Genomic DNA, 17,743 nt, shown 5'->3' on the forward strand with positions numbered 1-17,743 from the left:
TCATGCGGCTGATCCTTCTGCTCGCCTTCCTCCGTGCGCTGCCCGCCCTTGCCCAGACCCCGGACTTCTCGATCCTGGATGGGCTTGCCCAACGCGCCATGCAGGACTCCGGTACCCCCGGCGCAGCCATCGCCGTCATCCATCATGGCCAGGTGGTCTACGAAAAGGCCTTCGGCGTCTCCGATGTCGAAACCCAGGCCCGAGTCACACCACAGACCCTCTTCCGCATCGGCTCCACCACCAAGATGTTCACCGCCGCTGCGGTGCTCACGCTGGTGGAGGAAGGCCGCGTCGACCTCGACAAGCCCATCGCCACCTACGTGCCAGCCCTGCCGGCGAAAATCGGCACTCTGACCCTCCGCCAACTCCTTTCCCACACCGCCGGCCTGGGGGACCGCGGTTCCGGCCACGGCCGCCACGACGACTCCGCCCTCGGCGACGCCATCCGCGCCTTGCCGCCCGAAATCGTCGAACTCGACCCCGGCGCCGTCTACTCCTACTCCAGCCTCGGTTATTGGATCGCTGGCCTCGTGCTCGAATCGGTCTCCGGTAAGCCCTTCGCCGACGCCGTCGCGGAGCGCGTCTTCCAGCCTCTCGGCATGACTCGCACAACCTTCCGCCCCCTCACGGCCATGACTTACCCCTTCGCCCAGCAACACGAAGGCAGCGCCAAACAAGTGCCTCGGCTCCTGCGCCCCTTCGCCGACGACTCCTCCACCTGGCCCGGCGGCAGCCTCTTCTCCAGTGCGCATGAGCTGTCGCGCTTCGCCCTCGCCTTCCTGCAACAGGGGAAACTCGATGGCAAACAGGTGCTGCCCGCCGCTGTCATCGCCGCCATGACGCAGCCCCATGCCGCCATACCCGGAGGCAGCGAGCACTACACTTACGGCCTCGTCGCCTCCGACGATCGCGGCGTCTTCACCCTCTCCCACGGCGGAGCCCGCGTCGGCTTCGGTTCCCTCATCGTCCTGGCGCCCCAGCAGCAGGCCGCCGTCCTCGTGGTCACCAACCGCAGCGGCTCCACCCTGTCATCCGTCGTCCAGAAAGCCCTGGAACTGGCCCTACCCCTCGGTCCCGAGGAACCCCAGCCGCCGGCGCCCTCAGCCATTCCCGAGGAGACCCTCAAAAGCTATACAGGCACCTATGCCGGAGGCGGTTGGCGCATTGCCATCACCCAGGAGGCCGGCCACCTCGTGCTCACCTTTGAAGGCAAATCGTATCCCGCTCAACCAGCCCCCGGCGTCCGCTTCACCACCGAGGGCCCCCTCAGCGACTTCGTCTTCGTCCCCGGGCCCGACGGCGCCATCCGCTATCTGCACGTCGAACTCAGGACTTTGCGCAAAATCCTGTAACCAGGTGTCCGCTTCTGGGACGGCCCGGCGCGCCTTCCGGACACTTGTCTCACCGCCTTGGTTGAAACAATAGTTAAAAATCAATCACTTACCCTCTGGCACAGTCCGTGCCCTTCCAAACGCGATCATGAACGGCATTCGCTACTCCCTCCGAGCACTCGCCAGGACCCCGGTGGTCAGCCTGGTCGTCGTCCTTTCCCTTGCCCTCGGCATTGGCGCCAACACCGCCATCTTCTCGCTGCTGCACCAGATCCTCCTCCGCTCCCTGCCGGTGGATAAGCCCCAGGAACTCGTCGTTCTCACCTCCCCCGGTGATTTCAAGGGCGGCCGTAACTCCACCAACAACTCGGGCGGCATGGACTACATCTTCAGCTACCCGATGTTCCGCGGCTTGGAACGCAACCACAACGGGTTAAAGGACATGGCCGGCTACCGTCTGCTGGGCGCCAACATCGCCTTCCAGGGCAAAACCCTCGACGGCGGCGTCGAGGTGGTCTCCGGAGGCTTCTTCCCCACCCTGAACGTCCAGCCGCTGATGGGCCGCATGATCTCTTATGACGACGACAAAGGGGCCGGCCAGCCCGTCGCCGTGCTCAGCTACGGCTACTGGCAGGACCGCCTTGGCTCACGCCCCGACGTCCTCAACCAGCCCATGCGCGTCAACGGCCAGGTCTTCACCATTGTCGGCGTCGCCCCCAAAGGCTTCACCGGGGTGACCCTCGGCGACGAACCCGATGTCTTCGTCCCCCTCGTCTTCAAGCCCGCCATGACCCCCGGCTGGGACGGCCGCGACAAATGGACCGACTTCTGGATCTACTCCTTTGCCCGCCTCGCGCCCGGCACCTCCCGCGAACAGGCTCAAAGCGCGCTCAACGGCACCTTCAGCGCCCTCGTTGAGGAGCAACTCAAGGCGGATCCGGGCCGCAACGAGAACTTCCGGAAGCGGTACCGCAATGCCCGCATGAAACTGGAGCCCGGCGCCCTGGGCCAGAGCGAAACGCGCGAATTCATGAAGACCCCGCTCCTCGTGCTCATCGTCTGCACGGCGCTGGTCCTGCTCATCGCCGCCGCCAATGCCGCCAACCTCCTGTTGGCCCGCGCGGCCCAGCGCAATCGCGAGCTTTCCATCCGCTCAGCCCTCGGCGCCGGAAAAATGCAGATCATGGGCCAGCTCCTCACCGAAGCCATGCTGCTCTCCGTCGCCGGCGGCGTCGTCGGCATCATCCTCGGCAGTTGGGTGCTCGATGCCCTCATCAGCGGCATCAACGATCCGGAGACAAATTCGTATTCCATCACCGCCCGCCTCGACCCCATGGTCCTCCTCTTCTCCGTGGTCGCCGCCCTGCTCACCGGCCTCCTCTTCGGCCTCTACCCCGCCTGGGCCGCGGCTCGCAATTCCGTCTCCGGCGTTCTCAAGGAGGATTCCAACAACTCCTCCGCCAGCCGCGGCGGCGTCCGCGTGCGCAAAGGCCTGGTAGCGGCGCAGGTCGCCATCTCCCTGCTCCTGCTCATCCCCATGGGCCTGTTCCTGAAGAGCCTGGTCAATCTGATGCACGAGAATCTGGGCATCAGGACGGAAAACGTCGTCACCTTCCGCCTGTCGCCCGACCTCAACGGCTACAAGCCCGACCGCTCTCGCCAACTCTTTGAGCGCGTGGAGCAGGAAGTCGCCGCCATCCCCGGCGTCGTCAACGTCGCCGCCTCCATGGTCCCCCTCATCTCGGGCAGCAACTGGGGCAACAACATCACTGTCGAAGGCTTCGGCAAGGAGGTGGATGACAATACCCACTCCATGTACAACGCCGTCGGCCCCGGCTTCTTCGGCAAAATGGGAGTCGCCCTCGTCAGCGGCCGTGAATTCAGCGACAGCGACACCTTGTCCAGCCCCCAGGTCGCCATCGTGAATGAAACCTGGGCGCGCCACTTCTTCAAGGACGCCAGCCCCATCGGCCGCCGCTTCAAGCTGGGCAGCGGAGGCAAGGATCCCCTCAACATCGAAGTTGTCGGCGTCGTGAAGGACTCGAAATACTCCGGTGTCCGCCAGGTGGTGCCGCGCATCTACTACATCCCCTACCGGCAGGATAAGGAGCCCGGCTCTGTATCCTTCTATGTGCGCTCACCCTTGCCCACCGACCAGGTCGCCAGCCAGATCCGCCGCGTCATCTCCGGCCTCGATCCTGACCTCCCCATCGAAAGCCTGCGTACGCTCGACGACCAGGTGCAGCGCAACATCCGCTCCGACAAGCTCGTCATGCAGCTCGCCTCGGCCTTCGCCATTCTCGCCACCCTGCTCGCCATGCTCGGCCTCTACGGCGTCATGGCCTTCAATGTGGCCCGCCGTACCCGCGAAATCGGCATCCGCATGGCCCTCGGCGCCGGCTCCAGCCGCATCCGCTCCATGGTCCTGCACGAAGTCACCATCGTGCTCGCCATCGGTACTGTCCTCGGAGTGCCCTGCGCCCTCGGCCTCGCCCGCTTCGCCGAAAGCCAGTTGTTCGGCGTGAAGGCGAACGACCCCATCGTCGTCCTGCTGGCCATCATCGCCCTGGCCATCGCAGCCATGACCGCCGGCTACCTGCCCGCCCGCCGCGCCACCCGCATCAACCCCGTCGAAGCACTGCGTTACGAATAACCCAAAGCCTCACGCGGGGCGGATCCCACCGGAACCGCCCCGCGTTGCCCCTCACTTGCCAAATCGCTCGTAAGCGCCCGGCTGCTTCCACCAATACCCCTCCGCTTCCCGCACCGGATCGTAGTTCGGATTCGGCACAGGGAACTTCGCATCCACCTCTTTCAGCCACGCATCCAGCAGCCGTGTCAGCTCCTGCACCCTGGCCTTCTGCGTTTCTGCAAGATCCGCCTGCTCCCCGATGTCCGTGGTCACCCGGTACAGTTCGACGTGATTGTCTTCGTGGAAGCGGATCAGCTTGTATTCGCCCAACCGCACCGCGCTAGCCGGCCGCCCCAGCTGGTTGCTGTAGTGCGGATAGTGCCAGTACAGCGGCCTCTGCGGCAGACGGCGTCCCGCCGGTAAAAGCGCGGCGAAACTCCGCCCATCCACACCCTCCGGCGCAGGCACCCCGGCCAACTCGGCGAATGTCGGCAGGTAGTCGATACTCGAGATCGGCGTGTCGTCCAACGCGCCCTTCCGCACACCCGGACCCCGGATGATCAGCGGCACCCGAATGCCGCCTTCGTACACGTGGCCCTTCCCCTCTCGCAGCGGCCAGTTCGAGGTGGTCGGCTTCAACAGCCACTCCGGCGCGCTCAACCCGCCATTGTCCGAATTGAAGACAACAATCGTGTTTTCCGCCAAGCCATTCTCCTCCACCGCCTTCACCACCCGGCCCACGCTGTCATCCAGGCTCTGGATCATGCCCGCATAGACGGGATCGTAATGCCGCGCTCCGCTGCGAATTTTCGCGCTGTACTTCCGGATGTACTCCTTCTTCGACTCCAGCGGCACGTGCGGAGCAAAATGCGGCAGATACACGAAGAACGGATTCGCCCGGTTCGCCTGAATGAACGCCGCCGCCTCGTCGCCCAGCCGGTCCGTGATGTACTCGCCCGGCTTGCCCTCAATCACCGGACTCTTGCCGCGCCACCCGGGATAGAAGTAGCTGCCCACCCCGCCCTGCGCGGCAAAGGTGGCGTCGAACCCCTGGCGGTCCGGCCCGAAGCCCTCCCCGCCCAGGTGCCATTTGCCGAACTGCCCGGTGCGGTAACCGGCCGGCTTCAACACCTCGGCGATCGTCTTCTCTTCCAGCGGCAATTGCTGCACGCAATCCACGCCGATCAGCTTTGAATAGGGCGTCGGATGCTTGCCCGGCAGGTAGTTCGTAATGCCCAGCCGCGCCGGATATTTCCCGGTCATGATGCTCGCCCGCGTAGGCGAACACACCGGACAGGCGGCGTATGCATTGGTGAACCTCGTACCCTGCTGCGCGAGACGATCGATGTTCGGCGTCTCGTAAAACTGGCTCCCAAACGAGGACAGGTCGGTCCAGCCCAAATCGTCAGCCAGTATGAACACGAAGTTCAGCGGCTTCTTCCTCGCCTGGAAGGCCGCAGCCGGCAAGGCCGCGGCCGCACCAGCCAGCTGTCTTAGAAATTGACGGCGCTCCATCGGCATCTAGAACTCCACCTTCAAACCCAACTGCATCACACGCGCCGGCAGCGCCGAACTGATCGCACCGAAATTCGCCGCGCCCAACGACCGCCCGGGCGCCTGGAAGTTCGTGTGGTTGGCCACGTTCAACGACTCCGCCCGGAACTGCACATTGCCCGTCTCCTTAAACCTGAAGTTCTTCAGCAGAGAAATGTCCAGGTTCAGCAGACCCGGCCCCGTCAACAGCGCCCGGGACGAGTTGCCGAACGTGTACGCCGCCGGAGCCGCCACCGCCGTCGTATCAAACCAACGCGCCACCGACCGTTGCTCGGCCGGGAGCGAAGGATCCTTCAGGACGTTCACCCGCTGCGGCCCCGGGTTGAACGAGTTGCTTGTGTTCGTCTGCGTCACCAGCCCGAACGGACTGCCCGCCTGCGCAATCAGGATCGCACCCAGGTTCCAGCCACCCACCAGGTTCGACAACAACCCCCGATTCAGCAGCTTCCGTCCGCGGCCCCACGGCAGTTCATACACCGAACTCACCGCCAGCCGGTTCCGTACATCGTTCCCCGCCAGCGACTTGTCCGCCCGGCGATTGTAGAAGTCCTGGTAGCCCGACGGCACCGCGCCCACTTCGAAGCTCGACGCTACATCGTCAATGAACTTCGACCAGGTGTAGTTCGTCAGGAAGTTCAGCCCGTTCGAGAACCGCTTCTCCACCTTCACATTCAGCCCGTGATAACTGGAGTTGCCCCACATCGGCGTCAGCAGTGTGACATTGCCGAACTGCGGGAACGGCCGCCGCGTCTGCGCCGAACCCGCGCCCAACAACAACTCCGGCCGCACCTGGTTAATGCTCGTGTCCGGAGCAGGCAGCTTGTGCCCCACGTTGCCCAGGTACGACACCTCCGCCACGATGTTCCCCTTCAGCTCCTGCTGCACCGAGAAATTCCACTGCTGCGAGTACCCCAGTGCCCGGTCCTGCCCGATATACACCGGAGCCAGACGGACAGCCGACCCCACCGCCACCGCCCCAAACCCGCTGTTCAGCACCTGCGGCACCGTCGCCGGGAAGCCGTTGCTCAGCAGGAACGCAGCCGTATTCCCGCTATCCGGCGAACTGTAGTCGCCGCTGGTCTCAAACCCGGCACTGGCCGTATTCGACCCCGGAACCGGCGGTCCGAAGTACACTCCATACCCGGAGCGCACCACCAGGCTCCGCCGCTCAGAAGGCTTCCACGCAAACCCGATGCGCGGACCGAAGTTCACGTAATCCGAGTTGTAGACCTTCGAGCCCAAGCCGTCCCGCCCGGCGAACGTCACCACCCCCGGCGTCCCCGAGACCGGATTGATCTTCGCCGTATCAAATGAGTTCTGACGGTTGTTCTCATCCACGCGCGGCGTGTGCGTCTCCCAGCGCACACCCAGGTTCAACGTGAAACTGCGCGTCACTTTCCAGTCGTCCTGTACGAAGGCCGCATAGTACGCCGCCCGCCGGTCGAGAATGTCGGTGTCCTGGATCTTTCCCGAGAGCGCCGCACCCAGCAGCAGGCTCGCAATCGCGTTGCCGCCGCTGGTCGTGCCCGATAGCGCCGTCAACTGCGGGCCGAACCCGATCGAACCCGACGTCAGGCTGTTTAGGTCGTCCTGGTTCTGGCCGAACCGCGCCTCTCCGCCAATCTTGATCGAGTGCTTGCCCAGCAGCAGGCTGTACACATCCACAATGTCCGTATCCCGGATCGGAGTTTGGATGCGCTGCTGCGTCCCCGCCCCCAAATTGACATAGCCCGACGCCGTCACCTGCGGGAAGGCCGACCCCGTCACGCCCTTCAAGCCCAGTTGCGCCGGCCAGTTGCCGCCGATGCTCAAGGTGTCCTGGCGGAACCGCCGCGGCTGATAGTTGAACCGGAAGTCGTTCACCGCCCGGCTGCCGAAATTGCGCGTGTACGTCCCCAGGAAGCTGTATGCCCGCCGCGTCGTGATCGAGCCGTCCGGATCCGCCGCCGGGTTGTCGAACGTCGCCGCCGTATCCGTCGGGAAGTTGTGCAGCACCATCCGGAATCCCAGCCGCGAATTGTCGTTCAGAATGTGATCCACCTTCGTCGTCCACGTCGTCAGATTGAGGTTCGTCGACCCGTTCCGCGCGAAATTGTTCGCCCCCGCCAGGTTCGCCGCCGCCCGCGTCGCCGCCGGATAGTAGCCCGCAATCTTCGCGCCCACGGGGTCCAGCCGGTTCGACGGAATGATGTTGCCCACGAACGGGTCCCGAATCGTCCGCGTCGGATTCGCCGGATCCACACGCGTCGTCGCCGGATCGTAGATCGGCACCAGCGCGCCCGCCGCCGTCAGCGTCTGCGAGAAGTCCCCCGCCTTCTGCGCCGCCGTCGGCACTGTGTAAACACGGGTCAGCCCGATGCGCTGGATCTGCCACTCGTTCGAACTGAAGAAGAACGTCTTGTTCTTGATAATCGGCCCGCCCGCCGTCAATCCGAAAATGTTGTACCGCAGCGGAGCCTTCTGCGCCGAGAAGAAATTCCTCGCGTCCATAGCATCGTTGCGGAAAAACTCATACGCGCTGCCGTGGAACTGATTCGTGCCTGAACGCGTGATGACGCTCACCACCCCGCCCGCCGTGTTCCCGAACTCCGCCGAGTAGTTGTTCTGCTGGACCCGCACCTCCTGCACCGACTCCACAGGCGGATTGAACAACGCCTGCGGAATCTCCAGGGCCACGTTCGAGGCATTTACACCGTCCAGCAGCCACTGCTGCTGATCACCCCTGCTGCCCGCCACCGTTACACGCGGCCGGATCACGTCGCCCGTGATATACACCGCATTCCCCATCAGCTTGAGCAGGTCACCCACCCGCCGCCCATTGATCGGCATATCCCGAACCGTTTTGTTCTCAATGAACTGCCCCACCGTCGCCGTCTCGGACTCAATCAGCTGGTTCTCCGCCACGACATCCACCGACTCGCTGACGTGCCCCACCTGCAGCGTGATGTCGATCCTCGCCACACGCCCCAGTTCCAGCGTGATGCCCTTCTGGCTGTAACGCTGGAAGCCCGGCAGTTCCGCCGAGATCTCATAGCGGCCCGGCTGGAGCGGCGCCACGCTATACTCGCCCTCCGCATTCGTCAGCAGCGAGCGCGTATCGCCCGTGTCCAGAGCCTGGACAGTGACCTTTACATTCGCCAACCGCAAAGCGCTGGGATCCAGCACTACGCCGGTCAGCCCGCTGGCCGATTGCGCCCGTGCAATGTGGGCAAACAGAAGAGAGAGGGAAACGGCCAGAGCGGCCCGTCCCAGAAGTGTAAACACACCTCGGGTATTGAGTGGAAAACTGCGTTCGGACATAGGCTCCCTTTTGGATTTCCGGCGACTTTGCGGCTTCTTATACCGGGGGAGCCATCGCGCGGGCGGTGCAGGTCAACAGAGACGAGCGAGTCTGAATTCTGAAGCTATCACTGGCATGATAGGCCGCTCCGCCCACGCGTGTCAATAGGAAAGTAGTATTTGTCTACCGACTTACTCTGCTATCTCTAACTAACAGGTTTGTAACGGGATATGTCCCGGTGTCCGCCAGCCACCAGGCTCCGGTCAATCCACAGACGCGTGAGTTTCTCCTGCACGCCGTTCTGCGCCAACCGCGCCCGCAGGTTCCCGAAATCAACAGAATCCAGCGATTGGTCCTGGTTGAAACACGAGAACACCACCGTCTCTTCACCCGTCAGCGGGTTCTTGTGCTGCTGCAGGCACTGCGCGCAGATCTCCTTCATCATGCACTGCATCGGCGAGTTGATACTCCCGATCGCATGGTGGTCCTTCTTCAAATACGGAGCCAGCACGCCGTGCCTCGACTCCGCCACCGCCCGCATCATGCCATCGGACCCGATCGCCACCACGCGGTCCACTTCCGTCAACGGGATCTGCGCTTCGCCCAGCGACCCGCGCGCATAGGCCAGCATCGCCTCGACGATATTGCCGACGAACGTGTGGTCGCCCGGCCGGCCCGGCGCAAACCCCGGAGCCTCGTCGCAGCACCACACAATCACATCCGCCGCCTGCTCGATCTCTTCCACTTTGTAGCGGTCCGCCAGCTTCTTATAGCCGGCGAAATACACCACTCGCGAGCCCTTCCGCCGCAGCGCCTGGCCAATCGAGAACAGCACCGCATTGCCCAGTCCGCCGCCTACCAGCAGCGCCGTCTCGCTCTCCGGAGTCTCGGTCGGCGTGCCCGTCGGTCCCATCAGGATCACAGGCTCGCCTGGTTTCAACAACGCGCACAGGTCCGACGATCCGCCCATCTCCAGCACAATCGTCGATAGCAGGCCCTTCTCCACATCCACTGAGGCGCCCGTCAGCGCAAGCCCTTCCATGGCCAGCGTCGTATCCTCCACCCGCGCCGCCAGCGTCTCGTAGTTCTGCAGCCGGTAGAACTGCCCGGGCAGGAACGCGCGCGCCGCCAGGGGCGCCCGCACCACCACCTCGACAATGTTCGGCGTCAGCCGGATCACCTCGTCCACCGTGGCCCTTAGCTCATCGTTCAGCCGCGCGAACAGAGCCTCCGGCGTGGGCCCGTTCGACACACGCCGCGACAGGATCTTCGTCACCACGGGGTAGCCCTGCTTCGCTCCGCCCATCGCCTTCACCACATTGCCCGCATAGGACGGATGCAGGTCGCCGAAGAAGCTGATCGCCCGCCCGTCCGCGCGGATCGAGGTCAGCACGCGGGACACCGCCGGCTTCGACACGATCTCCGGCTTCACCGGATGCCCGTCCTCGTCCACGGCCTGGAAGTTCCGCCCCTGGATCGTCACGTTCACCGGATCCTCGCGGCCCAGCACCGTATTCGGCTGCGTGCCCGCCGCCACCAGGATCGTCTTGGCCGGCAATACCACGGTTTGCCCGTCGCGCTTCAGATGCAGCGCGGAGCAGTGGCCGAACTGGTCGACCCCCACCTCAGTGGGCGTCAACAGCTCAGCGAACCGGATGCCTTCCTGCAGGGCCAGCGCCACCTCTTCGTGATTCAGCGTGTAGCTCGGCGCATCGATCAGCCGCCGCCGGTAAGCAATCGTCACCCCGCCCCACTCATTCAGCAGCGGAATGAAGTTCGGCTCGCGGCCCTCCTGCTCGGCCAGCGCCCGCTCCTGGCGCAGCGCCCGCGCATGCTGCAGGAACTCCTCGCCAGTGAGCCGCTCTTCCTCGTTCCAACCCGCGCGAACCGCCGCTTCGCCGCGTTCCGCCACCAGCGTCTCGTACCGTTGCAGGAACTTCTCCACCTGCACCGGGTAGTACGCCAACGACTCCGTCGCCGTATCGACCGCCGTCAATCCGCCGCCAATCACCACCACCGGCAACTGCACCTGCAGGTTGGCTACGGAGTCTCTCTTGGCCGCTCCAGTCAACTGCAGCGCCATCAGGAAATCCGACGCCTGCCGCACACCGCGCGCCAGCCCGTTCTTCATCGGGATCACCGTCGGCTTGCCCGCGCCCATGCACAGCGCGATGTGATCGAAGCCCATGGCAAACGCGCTCTCAATGGTCAGCGTCCCGCCAAACCGCACCCCGCCGAACATGCTAAACTCCGCCCGCCGCTCCAACAGGAGCCTCACAATTTTGAGGAAGTTCTTGTCCCAGCGGACCGTGATGCCATACTCCGCAACACCGCCAAACCCGGCCATCGCTCTCTCGCCCAGGCCTTCGTACAGCTCGCGGATGTCGCGGATCGGATGAAACCGGTGCCGCTGCCCCAGTGCGTCCACGCCGCTCACCGGCGCCGGCAGCGGTTCGATCTTCAGCCCGTCCACCGCCACCACGCTGTGGCCGTCGTTCATCAGGTGGTGCGCCAGCCCGAAACCGGCCGGCCCCAGCCCCACCACCAGCACCTTGTACCCCGTAGCCGTCCGCGGTAGCGGCCGGTCGAAGTTCAGCGGATTCCAGCGCGTCAGCAGGCTGTAGATCTCAAAGCCCCAAGGCAGGTCGAGCACGTCCTTCAACGTCCGCGTCTCCACCTGCGGGATGTCCACCGGCTCCTGCTTCTGGTAAATGCACGACTTCATGCAGTCGTTGCAGATGCGGTGCCCCGTGGCCGCCGTGAGAGGGTTGTCGATCGCCACCGTCGCCAGCGCGCCGATGGGACAGCCCTGCTCCTTCAACACGTTCATCTCGGAGATCTTCTCCTCCAGCGGGCAGCCCGCCAGGGTCACTCCGAATACAGTCTTCTTGAACTCGCCAGACTTCTCGCGCAGCCCGGTCGAACAGCTGTCTTTACCCTGGTTGTGGCATTTGATGCAGTAGTGAGCCTGGCCCACCGCCCGCGGCAGATCCATCCCGGCATCGGTCAGCGCGAATCCGTCGCGGTGCCTCAACTCCTCGTCCGGCAGCCGGAACCTGGGAATGCCGTCCTTCTCCTCGATTTCGACGTCGACGAGATGCTCCATCACCAGCTTGTGCGGTGTACGGAACAGGACGCCCTTGTAGTTCTGCTTCCGACCCTCCGTCGACAGCGCGGCCCACGCCGCATATTGGGCAGCCAGCGCCAGTTCCGGCACGTGCTGCTCCTCGGCCGCCAGCCACCCGCTCACATGCTTCGTGAACGAGTCATCCGTCGCAGGCTCGCCAAACAGAGCCGCCAGCTCAGCCGCCAGCGCGGGGCCGTCAATCGCCTCAGCCATCTCCGGCGAAACACCCGAGATCGCCTTCTTGACGACAAACTGCCGCTTCAGCGCCAGCATCGGCGCCAGCCGGTGATGCCGCTGCCGCAAGGCCTGCAACTCCGGTCCGATGCCGAACAGCTCACCTAGAAAATCTTCGAAATGCGGGGCGATGGCCAGAATGAGAGCTGATTGTTCCTTGGGCGTCAGCGACGTGGGCATGGCCCGCGCCGTCTCGAACCGGGCACACAACTCACTGTCTCCGCTCCGCAGGTACTGCGTGAAACGTTCGTCCAGCTTGCCCAGTCCATCCCGCCCGTAAAGCTCTTCAAAGACCACGCCGAATCCGAGGTCGAGGGACCCCTCCACTAAGCTCATGCGCGCTCCGTTGCTTTTTGTTGATCTACTTTGAGGATACGATGCCCGCGCCGCTTGCGTTGCATCGGACCTTCATTGCATCGTCCCTGGCCCGCGATATCATCAGATTAACTGTGCTGGTTTCCATCGAGACTAAACCCAAACGGCCGCAGTGGCTCAAAGCGCCCGCGCCCGTCGGGGATAACTACCGCGATTTGAAGGGTTTGGTGGACCGCCTCAAGCTCCACACCGTCTGCGACAGCGCGGCCTGCCCCAACATCGGCGAGTGCTGGAACCACCGCACCGCTACCTTCATGATTCTGGGCAACTTCTGCACCCGCCGCTGCGGCTTCTGCGCTGTCCAGAAGGGTCAACCTCTGGAGGTCGACTACGGCGAGCCCGATCGCGTCGCCGAAGCCTGTGAGATCCTCGGCCTGAAGTACGCCGTCATCACCAGCGTCAATCGCGACGACCGCAAGGACGGCGGAGCCGAGCTCTTCGCCCTCACCATCCGCGCCATCCGCCAGCGCATTCCGGGCTGCAAAGTCGAGGTCCTGGTCCCCGACTTCCAGGGCAATAAGGACGCCATGGCCATCGTCATGGATGCCGCACCCGACGTCCTCAACCACAACATCGAAACCGTGCCCCGCCTCTACCAGCAGGTGCGCATCGGCGCCCGCTACGAACGTTCGCTCGAGATGCTGGCCTGGGCGAAAGCCCTACGGCCGGAGATCCCCACGAAATCGGGCCTCATGGTGGGCTTGGGAGAGACCAACGAGGAAGTGGTCGCCACCCTGCGCGACCTGCGGACCCATCACGTCGACTTCGCCACTATCGGCCAGTATCTGCGTCCTACCCCCCAGCATTTGCCCGTGTTACGCTATGTCACCCCGGCGGAATTCGCTGAGTACAAGCAGGCTGGCCGGGACCTGGGCTTCTCGCACATCGAATCCGGTCCACTGGTTCGCAGCAGTTATCACGCAGCGGAGGCTCTCTAAACTGTCACTCCCATCTGAGTTGCTAGACGGCGGCATCTGGCGCATCCCGCTGCCCCTGCCCTTCGGCCCGCCCCATGTGAATGTCTATCTGCTGCCCTGCCCCGACGGCTGGATGCTCATCGACACCGGCATGGATACACCCGAGTGCTGGAACGCCCTCACGGCGGCCATGAACGATGCCGGAGTCGCCCCCGGACAGCTTCGCCAGATCGTCGTCACCCATCTACACCCGGATCACTGCGGCCTGGCCGCGCGGCTCCGCGACGCCAGCGGCGCCACCGTCTGGATGCACCGCGCCGACGCCGAACTGCTCATGCGGCTCACCGGCACACGCCGCCCCCAGGAACTCCTGGAAGAGGCCATGAAGCACGCCGGCACGCCCGACTCCTTCCGGCCCGCCGTGCTCTCCAGCTACGACCGCCTGCTGCGCACCTTCCCCGCCCTCAGCCCGGATTCCTACCTGGAGGACGGCGATACCCTGGAGAGCTGGCTCGGCCCGCTGCAGGTCATCTGGACACCCGGCCATGCCCCCGGCCTCTGCTGCCTCTACTCGCAGGAGTTTGGCTACCTCTTCTCCAGTGACCATGTCATCGAAGACATCACCCCGCACATCGGCTGGCTGCCGGAGCCTGACGGCTCAATCGAGGACCACCTCGGCCACTACCTCAACAGCCTGAACCGCCTCGACGAACTGGAAGTGCAGAAGGTGCTGCCGGCCCACGGCGCCCCGTTCTCCGACCTCCGCGACTGGACCGCCCGCACGCGCGAACACCACGCCGCCCGCGGCCGCGACATCGCCCAGTTCCAAAGTGATGGCGCGGACGTGGCCGACGACCTCATCAAACGACTCTGGCCGCGCGAACTGCGGCCCATGGAATACCAGTTGGCGCTCACCTCGGTGCTCGCTTACCTGGAACACGGCCGCCGCGTGGCCTAGACAGTTAAACGGTGGCAGGCCGCAGCTTGCGCCGCCGTTCAATCCACTCCTCGCGCTTGAACAGCCGCGGACTCGAGTCGATCAGCCGCGGCAGCAGCTCAAACACGCCCGACTGCGTCCACGCCTCGTCCGTCCGCATCCGGAACCCGCGCCTGTTCAGCTCATCCGCGATGCGGGACATCGAACGATCCTCGACAATCCCTTCCAGGATGCCGAGCATGATCTCGACCTCCTCCGGGTTCTCTTCCAGATGTTTGTTGTCGGCGGCGACCCTCCAGCCATAGGGCACCTCCTGTACCGGCGGCCGCCACTCGTCGGCTGAATCCACCAGCCGTTCCCACTCCACCGCCACCGGTTGCCACCCTTCGGCGGCCCTCCGGTCCAGCTCACCGGCCGTCAACGGGCCTGTCAGCACTTCGCGCACGCGCTCCGACTTTCCCATTTGGAAGCCTCCCTGCGCGCCATTGCGCACGCCGCTGGCCAGCGTATCTCCAGCATTTCATTGACTGGGCCAGGCTTGTGAGTGTCCGCTAGCGCAACGCCACCGTCCACGAACGGGACGCCATCTCCGAGAGAAGATTTACACCTTTCCGGCACTAACGAAATGGAGAGACCCGGGCGCCCATGCATGCTTCCACCAAGCCGGCCGCGTATGCCACCGGCCACTGCCGTCCGCCCCGCATCTATTACGCTATCCCCAGCTCGCCCGCACCCTCGCGGGCAGCCCTGCTCACCACCGCCATCGTCCTGTTCCTGCTGGTCGCCATGCCCAAGGGCGGCATCAAGTTCGAGCGCATCCCCATCACGTTCAGCTACCTGGCCCTGGGCCTGGCCGCCGTCCCCTGCCTCGCCGCCAGTGTGCGCACCTCCACCTGGAACCGCCCCACCGTCGTCTGCATTCTCATGACGCTCCCCCTCACCGTCATGACCATCCTCAAGGTGACGCGCTGGGGCTACTACGAGCAGGGTTTCGCCCTCGCCCTCATCACGAATGTCTGTGTCCTGCCCTTCGTCTTCCTCGTCTGTTTCCGCGCCCTCGGCCCCGCCCTGGTGCACCGCCGCACCCAGCGCCTGCTCGTCCTCTGCATCGCCCTGGTCACTCTGTTTGGCCTGGTCGAGTTCGTCTCCCGCAACTTCCTCGGCTCGCCCATCGAGGTGCCCTACATCACGGTGAACTCCGATGACGTCGGCCGCATCTGGGAGAAGCACAACCAACGGACCAACCTCGTCAAGCTGGTCTCCACCTACAACAACGGCAACATATTCGGCATCTGCATGCTGATCCTGGGCCCCATCTTCTGGGCCTTGCGGCCGGCCCGCGCCTGGCGCCTGGTCTTCGTCGCCGCCCTCTTCCTCACCCTCTCGCGCACCGTCTGGGCCGGTATGCTCATCTGGCTGGTGCTGTGGGAACCCATCTTCCGCCGCCGCCCCGTGTCCATGCTGCTGCGGTCGCCCATCCATCTGCTAACGGCGGTCGCCCTGGGTGCGGCCGGCATCTTCGTGCTCAGCACCGGCACCGGCTTCCTCTTCGATCAGAACCTGGGCGGACGCCTGCAGGCGCTGCCCGACGTGGAGTTCACCCTCTTCGGGCCCGACATGCCGTTCCTGGGTATTGGCGAACTCACCTACACCAGCTTTCTGCAGAACTTCGGCCTAGCCGGCCTGCTCGCCTTTGTGGCCTGGCTCGGCGCACCGGTGGCCGCCTGCCTCACCGCGGAAGGCCTGAACGCACTGGGGCCGCTGCGCCGGGCGGCGCTCATCTCGCTCACTATCTACATGGTGGTGTGTGCGGTTGACGGGGCCTTTATGCTCATCCCCGTCATCGCGCTTTACTGGCTGGTCGCGTCTTACCTGCTCAACCCCGCCTGCGAACGGCAGGGCGGCTACACGCTCGAACTGGCGAAACTCTAGCGAACGGCCTGGAAGCGCGCCCAGGGATGCGAAGGCAGATCCTTCAGCAGCGGCTTCATCCAGGCGAATTCCGGGTTCTTCTTCAGGTGCTCGGCCGCCTTGAACCCGACACCGCAGGGGTGGCCCATCGCCGCTTCCATTGTCATCTGCCGGGCCATCGTGGCATCAGTGATCTTGGCCTGCACCGCGCCGGCCGGACCGTGCTCGTTCTGCCACGGCTTCAACCCGCGCGCCGACAGGTCGACGTGCCCGCACAGCGTCCGCTCGTTCGGCGAATTCGCCTGCTTGGCATAGGCATCGTAGTGGTCCGACAGGAACGACTTGCCGCTCGCCACATCCACCTTGCCCTTGTACTCCGCCATCAGTTGCTCCCACCGCATGCGCCGCGCATTCGCGCTGACAGACTGGTTCTGCGCCGGGAAGTCCGTCTCTTCCGCGGTCAGCGCCGGATCGATGGGGAAGTTGGCGCCCACGAAGTAGCCGTCCTTCTTGCGGTCCAGCGTCACGTGCTTGAGGCCCAGTTCCAGCCGCCCAATCTCGTTCTTGTTCAGGTCCGCCACCAGCCACGTGTTGGCGTAGCCGCCGTTGTTGCCTTCGCGCATGATGCGGTTGAAGTCGTCGATGCTCGACGAGTACTGCATCGCCTTGCGGCCGCGTACAAACTCGGGGATCCCGTTCGTATCGAACCCGTGGAACTGCGTGATGGTCGTCTCCGTGATCACGATGCCGGCCGAGTTGATGCCAAAGTCGTCGCCGCTGTGGATGAAGCCCGGGAAGCCATCCATCAGGATCCGGTGGCCCTGCGATGGCCGGATGTCGAACATGATGTTCCAGCGCGCGCCTTCCAGGTAGCCCGACCAGTTGTTGTGGCCGATCACGATCTGGCCATCCCTGGTCATCGAACCCGTCGCCACAAACGCGCTGCAGCGGTCCGGAGCGTTCGACTCCTTCTTCCGGTCCAGCACGCCCGTGTAGTAGCTCATCTCGATGTTGGCGTTCAGCACCACCACATCGTACAGATCCGCCTTCACACCCTTCGCCTTCAAGCCATCGGCAATGCCCTGCAGCTCCTGCCGGTATTCGGTCTCGATGTGCGGCCAGAAGACCTTCTCCGCCGCCGTCCGGTAGAAGTTCCAGTCGTGGCCCGAGTCGTGGGTCAACGACAGCTTCGTCACCTTCAGCGCATCGTCGATCTCGGAAGAGAGCAGGTAGCCGTGCTGGAACCCGATCTCGGAAGGCGTCCCCTGGAGACGGACGGGGATCCACCCCTCCTTCTCCGGTCCCCGGAACGCACCGGCCAACCGCGGGTCCGCCTTGGGCTGCCAGGACATCAGACTGGCCGCCGAGGCGATGAGCAGAGCGACGGAAAGGCAAGCTCGAATCTTCATGGGAATGGCCAATTATAGCCGCATTTCCCTCCGGCC

General features: G+C 64.5%; 10 protein-coding genes. 5 read left to right on the plus strand and 5 right to left on the minus strand.

The features are described 5' to 3' along the window. Positions 1-2: 2 nt before the first annotated feature. Both ACR9Y2_RS37285 and ACR9Y2_RS37290 read left to right on the plus strand, forming a co-directional pair. Positions 3-1,352, plus strand: a complete 1,350-nt coding sequence (locus ACR9Y2_RS37285) for a serine hydrolase domain-containing protein (protein WP_435046998.1) — start codon at positions 3-5, stop codon at positions 1,350-1,352. 127 nt (positions 1,353-1,479) lie between these two features. Continuing rightward, positions 1,480-3,984 carry an ABC transporter permease gene (locus ACR9Y2_RS37290; RefSeq protein ID WP_435046999.1) on the plus strand — a complete coding sequence of 835 codons (2,505 nt, stop codon included), beginning with the start codon at positions 1,480-1,482 and terminating at the stop codon, positions 3,982-3,984. Between the two features lie 51 nt (positions 3,985-4,035). Here the strand turns inward: ACR9Y2_RS37290 and ACR9Y2_RS37295 are convergent, their stop codons facing one another. The 3 genes from ACR9Y2_RS37295 to ACR9Y2_RS37305 form a co-directional block, all read right to left on the minus strand. Further along, positions 4,036-5,478 carry a sulfatase gene (locus ACR9Y2_RS37295; protein ID WP_435047000.1) on the minus strand — a complete coding sequence of 481 codons (1,443 nt, stop codon included), beginning with the start codon at positions 5,476-5,478 and terminating at the stop codon, positions 4,036-4,038. A 6-nt stretch (positions 5,479-5,484) separates the two neighbouring features. Further along, a complete protein-coding gene (locus ACR9Y2_RS37300) occupies positions 5,485-8,817 on the minus strand; it encodes a carboxypeptidase regulatory-like domain-containing protein (RefSeq protein ID WP_435047001.1) in 3,333 nt (1,110 codons plus the stop codon). A gap of 185 nt (positions 8,818-9,002) precedes the next feature. Next, the gene (locus tag ACR9Y2_RS37305) at positions 9,003-12,494 is read right to left on the minus strand and encodes an FAD-dependent oxidoreductase (protein WP_435047002.1); all 3,492 of its coding nucleotides are present in this window, start codon (positions 12,492-12,494) and stop codon (positions 9,003-9,005) included. Positions 12,495-12,535: 41 nt separating this feature from the next. Here ACR9Y2_RS37305 and lipA point away from each other — a divergent pair, with 41 nt between their 5' ends. Both lipA and ACR9Y2_RS37315 read left to right on the plus strand, forming a co-directional pair. Continuing rightward, entirely contained in the window at positions 12,536-13,471 is a 936-nt protein-coding gene (gene lipA, locus ACR9Y2_RS37310) for a lipoyl synthase (protein ID WP_435047003.1), read from the plus strand. A 19-nt stretch (positions 13,472-13,490) separates the two neighbouring features. Continuing rightward, positions 13,491-14,408, plus strand: a complete 918-nt coding sequence (locus ACR9Y2_RS37315; RefSeq protein ID WP_435047004.1) for an MBL fold metallo-hydrolase — start codon at positions 13,491-13,493, stop codon at positions 14,406-14,408. A 4-nt stretch (positions 14,409-14,412) separates the two neighbouring features. Here ACR9Y2_RS37315 and ACR9Y2_RS37320 read toward each other — a convergent pair whose 3' ends face one another. Next, positions 14,413-14,850, minus strand: coding sequence for a recombinase family protein (locus ACR9Y2_RS37320; RefSeq protein ID WP_435047005.1), 438 nt, complete (start codon positions 14,848-14,850; stop codon positions 14,413-14,415). A 182-nt stretch (positions 14,851-15,032) separates the two neighbouring features. Here ACR9Y2_RS37320 and ACR9Y2_RS37325 point away from each other — a divergent pair, with 182 nt between their 5' ends. Beyond that, positions 15,033-16,319 (plus strand): hypothetical protein, encoded by a 1,287-nt coding sequence (locus ACR9Y2_RS37325; RefSeq protein ID WP_435047006.1) that lies wholly within the window; start codon positions 15,033-15,035, stop codon positions 16,317-16,319. Here the strand turns inward: ACR9Y2_RS37325 and ACR9Y2_RS37330 are convergent. After that, on the minus strand, positions 16,316-17,707 hold the full coding sequence (locus ACR9Y2_RS37330) for a C45 family autoproteolytic acyltransferase/hydolase (protein ID WP_435047007.1): 1,392 nt from the start codon (positions 17,705-17,707) through the stop codon (positions 16,316-16,318). The two genes, ACR9Y2_RS37325 and ACR9Y2_RS37330, sit on opposite strands and share 4 nt — an antisense overlap. Between the last annotated feature and the right edge of the window lie 36 nt (positions 17,708-17,743).

The sequence above is a fragment of the Paludibaculum fermentans genome (genome assembly GCF_051172195.1).
GTDB lineage: Bacteria > Acidobacteriota > Terriglobia > Bryobacterales > Bryobacteraceae > Paludibaculum > Paludibaculum fermentans_A.

What these genes read in the sequence shown, in the direction of transcription:
- lipA (WP_435047003.1), top strand. Translation starts at nt 12,536, where the DNA reads ATGCCCGCGCCGCTTGCGTTGCATCGGACCTTCATTGCATCGTCCCTG.
- ACR9Y2_RS37290 (WP_435046999.1), top strand. Translation starts at nt 1,480, where the DNA reads ATGAACGGCATTCGCTACTCCCTCCGAGCACTCGCCAGGACCCCGGTG.
- ACR9Y2_RS37330 (WP_435047007.1), bottom strand. Translation starts at nt 17,707, where the DNA reads ATGAAGATTCGAGCTTGCCTTTCCGTCGCTCTGCTCATCGCCTCGGCG.
- ACR9Y2_RS37305 (WP_435047002.1), bottom strand. Translation starts at nt 12,494, where the DNA reads ATGAGCTTAGTGGAGGGGTCCCTCGACCTCGGATTCGGCGTGGTCTTT.
- ACR9Y2_RS37320 (WP_435047005.1), bottom strand. Translation starts at nt 14,850, where the DNA reads ATGGGAAAGTCGGAGCGCGTGCGCGAAGTGCTGACAGGCCCGTTGACG.
- ACR9Y2_RS37300 (WP_435047001.1), bottom strand. Translation starts at nt 8,817, where the DNA reads ATGTCCGAACGCAGTTTTCCACTCAATACCCGAGGTGTGTTTACACTT.
- ACR9Y2_RS37295 (WP_435047000.1), bottom strand. Translation starts at nt 5,478, where the DNA reads ATGGAGCGCCGTCAATTTCTAAGACAGCTGGCTGGTGCGGCCGCGGCC.
- ACR9Y2_RS37325 (WP_435047006.1), top strand. Translation starts at nt 15,033, where the DNA reads ATGCATGCTTCCACCAAGCCGGCCGCGTATGCCACCGGCCACTGCCGT.
- ACR9Y2_RS37285 (WP_435046998.1), top strand. Translation starts at nt 3, where the DNA reads ATGCGGCTGATCCTTCTGCTCGCCTTCCTCCGTGCGCTGCCCGCCCTT.